The sequence below is a fragment of the Streptacidiphilus carbonis genome (assembly GCF_000787775.1).
GTDB lineage: Bacteria > Actinomycetota > Actinomycetes > Streptomycetales > Streptomycetaceae > Streptacidiphilus > Streptacidiphilus carbonis.
Genome location: NZ_BBPM01000112.1, coordinates 1 through 9,546 on the forward strand (window position 1 = coordinate 1; position 9,546 = coordinate 9,546).

10 protein-coding genes are annotated in these 9,546 nt (G+C 72.2%); 3 read left to right on the forward strand and 7 right to left on the reverse strand.

The features are described 5' to 3' along the window. The 4 genes from TR46_RS40500 to rimP form a co-directional block, all read right to left on the reverse strand. Positions 1-271: translation initiation factor IF-2 N-terminal domain-containing protein (locus tag TR46_RS40500; protein WP_152626927.1), on the reverse strand; the 271-nt coding region annotated here is incomplete at its 3' end. A 152-nt stretch (positions 272-423) separates the two neighbouring features. Beyond that, the gene (locus tag TR46_RS40505; RefSeq protein WP_084715462.1) at positions 424-723 is read right to left on the reverse strand and encodes a YlxR family protein; all 300 of its coding nucleotides are present in this window, start codon (positions 721-723) and stop codon (positions 424-426) included. Positions 724-790: 67 nt separating this feature from the next. Beyond that, positions 791-1,804 (reverse strand): transcription termination factor NusA, encoded by a 1,014-nt coding sequence (gene nusA, locus TR46_RS37045; protein ID WP_042411450.1) that lies wholly within the window; start codon positions 1,802-1,804, stop codon positions 791-793. Between the two features lie 44 nt (positions 1,805-1,848). Then, entirely contained in the window at positions 1,849-2,421 is a 573-nt protein-coding gene (gene rimP, locus TR46_RS37050) for a ribosome maturation factor RimP (protein ID WP_042411452.1), read from the reverse strand. 164 nt (positions 2,422-2,585) lie between these two features. Between rimP and TR46_RS44940 the strand changes: the two genes are divergently transcribed. The 3 genes from TR46_RS44940 (at position 2,586) to TR46_RS37065 (ending at position 5,791) form a co-directional block, all read left to right on the forward strand. After that, a complete protein-coding gene (locus TR46_RS44940; RefSeq protein WP_236655699.1) occupies positions 2,586-3,605 on the forward strand; it encodes a ferritin-like domain-containing protein in 1,020 nt (339 codons plus the stop codon). 47 nt (positions 3,606-3,652) lie between these two features. Beyond that, entirely contained in the window at positions 3,653-4,576 is a 924-nt protein-coding gene (locus TR46_RS37060) for an aminoglycoside phosphotransferase family protein (RefSeq protein WP_042411460.1), read from the forward strand. 69 nt (positions 4,577-4,645) lie between these two features. Then, on the forward strand, positions 4,646-5,791 hold the full coding sequence (locus tag TR46_RS37065; RefSeq protein ID WP_052433457.1) for a sensor histidine kinase: 1,146 nt from the start codon (positions 4,646-4,648) through the stop codon (positions 5,789-5,791). Positions 5,792-5,798: 7 nt separating this feature from the next. Here the strand turns inward: TR46_RS37065 and TR46_RS37070 are convergent, their stop codons facing one another. The 3 genes from TR46_RS37070 to TR46_RS37080 all read right to left on the reverse strand — a co-directional run bounded on the left by TR46_RS37070 (position 5,799) and on the right by TR46_RS37080 (position 9,379). After that, positions 5,799-6,353 (reverse strand): GNAT family N-acetyltransferase, encoded by a 555-nt coding sequence (locus TR46_RS37070; RefSeq protein ID WP_042411466.1) that lies wholly within the window; start codon positions 6,351-6,353, stop codon positions 5,799-5,801. A gap of 66 nt (positions 6,354-6,419) precedes the next feature. Further along, entirely contained in the window at positions 6,420-8,360 is a 1,941-nt protein-coding gene (locus tag TR46_RS43525) for a hypothetical protein (RefSeq protein WP_236655700.1), read from the reverse strand. 185 nt (positions 8,361-8,545) lie between these two features. Then, positions 8,546-9,379: a GNAT family N-acetyltransferase gene (locus tag TR46_RS37080; protein WP_174505191.1), complete on the reverse strand. Its 834-nt coding sequence runs from the start codon at positions 9,377-9,379 to the stop codon at positions 8,546-8,548. Between the last annotated feature and the right edge of the window lie 167 nt (positions 9,380-9,546).

Below are 9,546 nucleotides of genomic sequence, written 5' to 3' on the forward strand. Positions count from 1 at the left end.
GGCGCGGCGCCGCAGGGCGCGGGGCGCCCGGACGGGGTGCCGAGGCGGGCGAGGCCGCCGCGGGCTTGGGGGGCGTCGGCTTGCTCGACGACGCGGGCTTCGACGGGGCACTGGCCCCACCGAAGGCAACTTCCAACTTTCGTACGACAGGCGCCTCGATCGTCGAGGACGCCGAACGTACGAACTCACCGAGCTCTTGGAGCTTGGCCATGACGACCTTGCTCTCAACGCCCAAATCCTTGGCGAGTTCGTAAACCCGGACCTTAGCCACTTCGCTCCTTTGTAGGTCCGGGTGTTCCGCCGGACCGTCGCTACTTCATGCTCGTACTCATCGCGTACTCATCGAGTGCTCATCGCAATCTCGACCTACTTTCGAACTCGCGAGGTACCTGGTGCTCGGCCCCCGCACATGGGTGCGGCAGCTCAGTGCTCTGACATTTCTGCGACCCTCGGCAGTGCCTCTACGTACCGCTGGACTGCCGCGGTGTCGAGCGGCCCCGGCAGGCGGAACGCCCTCGGGAACGCCCGGCGGCGCAGCGCCAGGTCGAGGCACCCCGGCCTGGGGTGCAGGTGTGCGCCCCGACCGGGCAGCGTGCCTCGGGGATCGGGGACGCAGACGCCCTCGACCGCCGTCACACGCAGCAGGTCATGTTTGGCGGCCCGTTCCCTACACCCGACGCAAGTGCGTTCCGGGCATGAGAGGTCACGCGTCCGACCAGACACGTCCAAGTCTACCCCTCTGATGGTCTTCACTCCGAACCACTTACTGCGCACTCGCGCCGGAGGCGGCTCAGCGGTCGCGGCCCTCGTCCGAACCGGCGGAGCCGTCGCTCTCGACGTCCGGGCGGATGTCGATGCGCCAGCCGGTGAGACGCGCGGCCAGGCGGGCGTTCTGGCCCTCCTTGCCGATCGCCAGCGACAGCTGGTAGTCGGGAACGGTCACCCGGGCGGAGCGGGCGTCGTAGTCGACGATCTCCACGCGGGTCACCCGTGCGGGGGACAGGGCATTGGCGACCATCTCGGCCGGATCGTCCGACCAGTCCACGATGTCGATCTTCTCGCCGTGCAGTTCGGCCATGACCGCGCGGACCCGGCCGCCCATCGGGCCGATACAGGCGCCCTTGGCGTTCAGCCCCGACTTGCCGGTCCACACCGCGATCTTGCTGCGGAACCCGGCCTCGCGGGCGATGGCGGCGATCTCCACCGAACCGTCCGCGATCTCCGGGACCTCCAGCGCGAACAGCGCCCGGACCAGGTTGGGGTGGGTGCGCGACAGCGTCACCGAGGGGCCCCGCACACCGCGGCGGACCGCGACGACGTAGCACTTCAGCCGCAGCCCGTGCTTGTACTCCTCGCCCGGGACCTGCTCCTGGGCCGGCAGGATCGCCTCGATCTTGCCGATGTCCACCAGGACGTTCTTGGGGTCCTTCCCCTGCTGCACCACGCCGGTGACGATGTCGCCCTCGCGGCCGGCGTACTCGCCGAAGGTCAGCTCCTCCTCCGCGTCGCGGAGGCGCTGCAGGATCACCTGCTTGGCGGTGCTGGCCGCGATCCGGCCGAAGCCGCTCGGGGTGTCGTCGAACTCGCGGGGGGTGCCCCCCTCGGCGACCTCGTCCGCGTCCTCCTTGGCCCAGACCGTCACATGGCCGGTCTCGCGGTCGAGCTCGACCCGGGCCTTCTGCCGCGAGCCCTCAGTGCGGTGGTACGCAATGAGGAGGGCCGACTCGATCGCCTGGACCAGCAGGTCGAACTTGATCTCCCGCTCCTGCACCAACCTGCGCAGGGCACTCATATCGATATCCACGGCTACGCCTCCTCTTCTTCTGTCCAGTGGGTGGTGGGGTGGTGCTACGCCTCTTCGGCGTCGTCCTCGCCGAGGTCCGCGTCCAGGTCCGCGTCCACGTCCGTGTCGAGGTCAGCGTCGTCGTCGAGGCCCTTGCGGTTGAACTCGATCTGCACCCGGGCCTTGGCGATCTCCGTGTAGGCCAGTCGCCGCTCGGTGGCCCTGCCCCTGCCCTTGACCGGGGCGATCTCCAGCAGCACGCCGTCCTCGTCGGACTCCGTGATCCGGCCGGTGACCTCGGCGCCGGCGGTGAGCTGCGCCTTCACCAGACGGGTGCGCGCGCGGCGCCAGTGGCGCGGGAGGGTGAGCAGCCGGTCGGTGCCCGGGGAGCCGACCTCCAGGCGGTACTCGCCGTCGCCCAGCACCGCGGTTCCCTCGGGTCCGTCCAGCGCCACGCCGAAGGCCCGGCTCAGCTCGGCCACGGTGTCCAGGTCCACGCCGCCGTCGGCGTCCAGTACCACGTCCAGGACGCGGCGCCCGCCGACCTTGGTAAGGGTGACCTCTTCCAGATCAACGCCCGCCTCGGAGGCGAGCGGTTCCAGCAGAACCTGCAGCCGGTCGTTCAGGGTGGTGCTCATCCGGGTGACTCCTCGGCCGCGTCTGCTGTTGTCTGTAGGTCACGCTCCGACGAACGGAGCAAAGAACAGCCCACAGCTTATCTGCTTCTGACCCGAAGCGCCGATTCCGCGACTTTGCGGGGCCGCGGCCCGCCGAAGCCGATCACACGGTAGCGTCCCTGCTCGTGACCACCTCAGCCCCCGGAATCCGGCGCCGTTCCCTGCTCAGCGCGGGGCTCGGGACCGGAATCGCCGGCCTGCTCGTCGCCTGCGGGAGCGGCGCCGCGAGCATGTCGGCCGACAGCCGCGCCGCCCGCACCGTCGAAGCTCCCGATCCCGACGTGCCGGTGCGCGCCAGGGCACTGGCGGCGACCCGGGCACTGGCCGCGCGCTACGACGCGGTGATGGCGGCGTTCCCGGCTGCGGCGGGTCGGCTGAACCCGCTGCGGGCGCAGCTGGCCGTGCAGGAGACGGCCTTCGGTGCTGTCGCCCCCCCTTCGGCCTCGGCTCCGGCGTCTGCGCCGGCCTCAGCCTCCGGTTCTGATCCCGCCTCGGGCACCCCGTCGCCCTCGGCCACGGCTCCGGCCAGCCGCAGCATGGCGGTCGCCGCCCTGGACGCCGCCGAACAGGCCACCGCCCAGGCCCGGTTGAAGGATCTCGCCGCGGCCTCCCCGGCGCTGGCGCGGCAGCTGGCCTCCGCCGCCGCCTGCGGCGCCCAGCACTCGATGCTGCTGCGCCACTCGGTACCCGCAGGACCCGCCGCCGCGCCGCTGACCCGGACCGCCCTGCCCGCCGCGGCACTGGCCGCGCTACAGGCCGCGCTCGCCGCCGAGGACGCCGCCGTCTACGCCTACGGGGTCGTCGGCGCCCAGCTCGGCGGCAGCGGCAGGGACCGGGCCACCGCGTCCTACCAGGCCCACCGGGACCGGCGCGGGGCGCTGCAGCAGCGGATCAGCGCCACCGGCGCGACCCCGGTCGGCGCCGCTCCCGCGTACCGGCTCCCCTCCCCCGTAACCGACGCCGCCTCAGCGGTGAGGCTCGCCGCACTGGTCGAGGAGCGGATCTGCGCCGTCTACGCCAACGCCGTCCAGGCGACCTCGGGGGCGCTGCGCGCGACCATGGCCGCGGAGCTGCGCCAGGCCGCGCTGTCCACCCTGGCCTGGCGCGGCTCCGGCAGTGCCTTTCCCGGCCTCACGCATGACTGACAATGGTGCGTGTGCACCACGACGGGGCGAACGATCGAAAGGCCGGTATGGCAGCGACGGAGCAGCAGATCAGCATTCCGGTGCGACTCCAGGAGACCGTCGCCGCCTGGGAGGGTGAGTCGGGGGTCCGCTGGCTGGAATCGCTGCCCCGGCTGACCCGGGAGTACCTGGACCGCTGGGATCTGACGCTTGAACGGGTGTTTGAACCAGGCGGGCAGATCAGCCTGGTGGTCTACGTGCACAGGGCCGACGGCACTCCCGCGGTGCTCAAGCTGGGCCTGCCCACACCGGAGAGCGCGCAGGAGCACGCCGCGCTGGCCCACTGGGACGGACGGGGCGCGGTGCGGCTGCTGGAGGCGGCCCCCGGCGGCGAGGCGATGCTGCTGGAGAGGCTGCACGGCGAGGTGCCGCTGCGGTCGCTGGCCGAGAGCAAGGCGATGCTGGAGGCCGCGGGCACGCTGCAGCGGCTGTGGGTGGCGCCGCCGGAGGCGCATGTCTTCACCTCGGTCGCCGACTACGTCGGCGAGTTGTGCACGACCCTGCGCGGTCGGCACGGACTGGCCTCCGCGGCCGATCTGCAACCACTGGTGGACGAGGCGCTGAAGACCGCCGCCGAGCTGACCGGCAGCGGCAGCGAGGAGTACCTGCTGCACGGGGACTTCCACCACGGCAACGTCCTCGCCGCGGAACGCTCACCCTGGCTGGCCATCGACCCCAAGCCGCTGGTGGGCGAACGCGCCTACGACCTGGCCTGGTTGGCTCAGGACCGGCTGGAGACCCTCGCCGGGGTGCCGGGGCCGCAGGCCGCCGCGCGGCGAAGACTCCAGCGGCTGTCCGACGCGGTCGAGGTCGACCGGGAACGGCTGCGCGGCTGGACGCTGTTCCGGACCGTCGAAGCCGGCCTGTGGAGCCTGGCGGTCGACGACCCCCGAAGCGCCGCGCTCTTCCTCGAGTTCGCCGCGATGCTCTAGCCCGCTCCCCCGCGTACCCGTGCCACCGGACCCGGCACCTGTACCCCGACCGCCGAGAGGACCCCGCCCGTGGCCGGCCGCGCCCACCGCAAGCGGATCACCGACGAGGACATCGAGAAGCTCAACGGCTTCAACCCGTACACCCTGCTGCCCTGGGTACTGCTGGTGCTGAGCCCGGCGAGCTCGGTGATCGGCGGGAGCTATCCGCGTCCCATGGCCGCCCTGTGCGGACTCGGGGTGTTCGTTCTGCTCTACTGCGGAACGCTCCTGACCGCGTTCCAGCCGCGGTTCCAGAACGGCAGGCTGCCGACGGTGCTGGCGCTGCTGCTGGTTCCGGTGACCGGCGCGCTGGCCGGATCGCTGCCGCACGGCCTGGTGCTGTACTCGCTGCTGGCCATCGCCGGCGCGGTGGTGGTGCCGGACCGGGGCGGCCCGCTGGTGTTCTTCGGCATCCCGGCTCTGGCCGCCCTCACCGCCTACATGCGGAGCGGGCAGGGCGGCCAGGTCTTCGACGCCGCCTGGAGCAGCTTCCTGCCCGGCGCGATCACCTTCGTCACCCTGAAACTGCTCTCCGCGGTGGGCCAGCTCCGGGAGACCCGGGAGGAGTTGGCCCGTGCCGCGGTGGCCGAGGAGCGGCTGCGGTTCAGCCGGGACCTGCACGACCTGCTGGGCCACAGCATGTCCGTGATCGCCCTCAAGGCGGAGGTGGTCCGGCGGCTGGCGCCGACCGATCTGAACGCGGCGCTGGCCCAGGCCGCGGACATCGAGGAGGTCAGCCGCAAGGCCCTGGCCGAGATCAGAGAGGCCGTCAGCGGCTACCGGGAGACCGGGCTGTCCGAGGAGCTGGAGCGGGCCCGCTCGCTGCTCAGTGCCGGCGGGATCGAACCGGTGCTGCACGAGTCCGGGCCGCCGCTGCCGGCCCGGACGGACCTGCTGCTGGCCTGGGTGGTGCGCGAGGGCGTCACCAATGTGGTGCGGCACAGCAGGGCCAAGCGCTGCACCATCGAGCTCGAACGGGGATCCGATCCGGTCCGGCTGAGCATCACCGACGAGGGCGGCGGGGCGGCGCCCAGCGAGTGCGGTTCCGACTCCGGTTCCGACGGCAACGGGCTGCGGGGCCTCAAGGAGCGGATCACAGCGGGCGGCGGCCTGCTCACCGCGGAGCCGACGGAGAAGGGGTTCCGGCTCGCCGCGGTGATCCCGGCCCAGCGCTGACCGACTGTCAGCGACGGGGCGGGAACGGCAGCGGCGCGCCCATCACCGCGTAGGGGACGGCCGTGTTGGGGAACATCACCTGCCGGGCCAGGTCCCGGTAGCCGAGCGAGCGGTAGAGCGCCCGGGCCGGGGTCTCCCGGTCGATGGCCGACAGGATGGTGCGGGGCAGCCCGGTCCCGGCGCAGAGGGTGGTGATCAGGCCGCGCCCGAGCCCGAGGCCCTGGTAGTCGGGGTGCACATGCAGTTCGGTCACCGAGAAGGACCGGTCCAGCCAGTGTCCCAGGCCGTTCGCCTCCAGATGCGGCTCGATGACCGAACTCCACCAGTGGGTGCGGTCATTGGGCATCCCGTAGCCGAATCCGACCAGTCGGCCGAGGTCCTGCGGACTGCTCCGCTCCACGGCTCCGAATGCCCGTACGCCCGGGACCAGGGCGTGCCTGCCGACGATCTGCAGCCGGACCGCGATCTCCTCACGGCCCAGGCCGAAGGCGGCCGCCTGCACCGCCAGGGCCTCGGCGGCCCGCCCTGCTAGGTCGATCGGCTCGATCATGACGTCGTTCATCGCCTCGCACGGTACCCGGTCGGCCACGGGGCGGGACAGTCTCCCGCGCCCGTGGCCGGCCGGGTGTCACCGAACGCCGGGGTGGCGTCGTCCGACCAACAGGAAGGCGGAGATGCCGAGCAGCACCAGCGAGACGGCCAGGCCCAGGTAGGGGAGGGTGGACCGGGACGCTCCCGTGTCCGCGAGCATGCCGCCCACCGCGCTGCCGGAGGGCTTGGCCGCGGTGCCGCCCATGAGGGGTGCGGCGGCGCTTCGGCCGGCACTCACCGTGGTGGCGGGCGCCGTGGTGGGCACGACGGTGGTGGGCAGGGTGACTGTGGACGTCGGTGTGGTGGCCGAAGGCCCTGTGGTCATCCGAACGGCGGTGCTGGGAGCGGAGGTCGCGGAACCGACCGTGGCCGGCACCGCGGAAGGAACCGCGTCGTGCACCTGGACGATGCCGGGCGAGGAGGTGGAGACCGGCAGACCGATCGCCTGGACCGATCCGGACGCCGGGGACACCGAGGCCGTCGCCGGGCCGTTCCCGTCAGCGACTGCCGGCGGGGACGAGGAGGCGGAGGCGGAAGTCGAAGCGGAGACGGAGGCGGAGGCGGAAGTCGAAGCGGAGACGGAGGCGGAGGCCGGGGCGGACGCGGACGCGGAGGACGCGGACGGCACCGAGGCCGAGGGGGCGGCTGAGGAACTCGTGGACGGGGCCGCCGACGCGGAGACCGCCTTGGAGGCCGAAGCGGAAGCGGATGCCGAAGCCGAAGCGGAGGCCGACGGGGACGCCGCTTGCGGGCAGTTGAGGTTGGTGAGCGAGGCGGCCAGCCGTGCCGTCAGGAAGTCGAAGAGGTTCTGGCCCGCTTCGGGCGACGCCACTCCGGTGAAGAAGGCCCGGTCGGAGTTGATCCGCTGCAGGCCGGTGGTCGCCAGGCCGGTGCAGTAGGCCCGCGGGTCGCCGGTGTCCCTGCGGTTCAGCGCGGCCATGTCGACGCCCGCACGGTAGAGGTCGGCCTTGGCCCGGCTGGTCTTCCCGTTCACCCGGACCATCGGGTCGTTCACCGGGACCAGGGCGATCGGCGCCCTTTGGAAGGCCGCGGCCTGGATCTCGTCCAGCCCCAGCGAGGTCGCGCTGTGCCCGGGGTCGGCCAGGTCCGGAGCCGTGTACGGGGTGCAGCCGAGGGCCGGGTCGACGAACGCGGTCAGCAGCAGGTTGTCGCTGCCGTTGGCGAGCGAGAGGGCTCCGGGCAGCGCGGCGACGTCGGCCGCGGTCTTCTGAGCCATCGTGCCGGCGGCGGTGGCCAGGTAGTCCGTGGTGACGTTGTCGCTCTGGTCCTGGTCGATCAGGCCGAAGTCACGCGTGCTCATGCACGGCTTGCCGTCCTTGCCGGTACCGAGCGGGGGGACCTTGAGTCTCCCGGAGCGCTGGGCGGCGTTCGCCGCCCGGAAGAAGGCGGGCGCGTTGCAGTAGGCGAACTGCGTGAACAGCGAACCGTTCAGGCCGTTGACGCAGTTCCCGGCCCGGAGGCTGCCCTGGCTGCTGCGCAGCGTCAGGGTGTCGGCGTTGAAGCCGAACCAGATGCCGACCACGGCATGCGCCGGGAGCTTGGGGACCACCGGCGCCACCGCGGCCCTGCTGCCCCGGTCGACGACCAGGGGGTCGTAGACGGAGAGCGCCCCGGTGGCCGGGTCCACCACGGTGGCCTGGACGAAGGCCGACTGGCCGGTGTCGGCCTCGTGGCAGGGTCCCTGGGCCGGATCGGTCGCGGCGAGCTGGTACGGGGTCGCCAGGCCCTTGGCGCTCAGCGGATCGGCCGGGACGGTGAGGGTGCAGTTGGTGTTCGGGTTCGCGGGCGGAGCGGCGGCGGGGGTACCGCCGGTGGCGCCGAAGGCGCTGCCGAGCAGGGTGACCAGGCCGAGGACTCCGGCCAGCACGCCGATCAGCGTGGCGCGCCTGGTGCGGCCGCGCTTCGGGCGTCGATGGGGCTGGTTCGAACCGGTTGGTGCTGCGTCTTTCAGGTGCACGCGCAGTCCTCCGTCAGAGGGCACCTTGGAAGGGGTGACACCGGGAGGGCTCGCACCCGTCCTGGGGGAAGGGATGTCACTCAAGGTGATGACGGCGCGAGTGTATGCACGGCGCGCAACCGTGCGAGGCTGTTCCGCGAACTCCTGCCACAGCTGCCACTCAGGCGCTCAGCAGCAGCCACCAATCAGAACAACACGCTCATGAACGTGCCTACTTCGGAGAATCCCACGCGTCGGTAAGCAGCCCTGGCGACGGTGTTGAAGTCATTGACGTAGAGGCTCACCACCGGGGCCACCTCACGGAGCGCATGTTCGACCACGGCCGCCATCCCGCTCTCGGAATGGCCGCGGCCGCGGTGCCCGGGGGCCACCCAGACGCCCTGGATCTGGCAGGCCTGCGGGGTGGCCGCGCCGATCTCGGCCTTGAAGACGACCTTGCCGGCCTCGAAGCGGGCAAAGGCACGCCCGGTGCTCACCAGTTCGGCGATCCGGGCCCGGTAGAGCAGCCCACCGTCCCCGGCGAGCGGGGAGACGCCGACCTCCTCGGTGAACATGGCGACGCAGGCGGGGATGAGCAGATCCATCTCGTCCCGGCGAACCCGGCGTACCCGCGGATCGGGGGCGATCTCGGCGGACGGCTCCCAGGTGGCCATCAGCGGCTGGTTGGGGCGCACCTCGCGGGCCGGTCCCCAGGCGGGCTCCAGCAGCGACCACAGCTGCGCCGTGGCCTCGGCGGGACCCACGATGGAGGAGCATCTGCGCCCCTGGCGCCGGGCCCGCTCGGCGAAGGCGGCGACGGCCTCCGGCCCTGCGCTCAGCGGCACCAGGTTGGCGCCCGCATAGCAGAGCGCCTGCAGACGGCCGCCCTCGTACCAGCCCCACATCTCACCGCCGAGCCGCCAGGCGTCGAGCCCGGCGATGGCGACCCGGGCGGCGACGAAGGCGTTGGCGATCGGGTCGCGTTCCAGCACTTCCAGGGCAGCCGGGAGGTCAGCGGGTTCCAGGACCCGTGTCGTCATCACCGAACTGCTCAGCACGGAGGCACCCTATCCCGTCACGACGTCCGGAGAGGAGAGCGGGAGAGCGGGTATCCGCCGCGCACCGTTCTCCACTCCGCCGCCGCGTGTTCCGCTGTCGGCCGACTACTCGCTGACGGAGACGGTGGGCTCACCGGAGGCGATGCCCT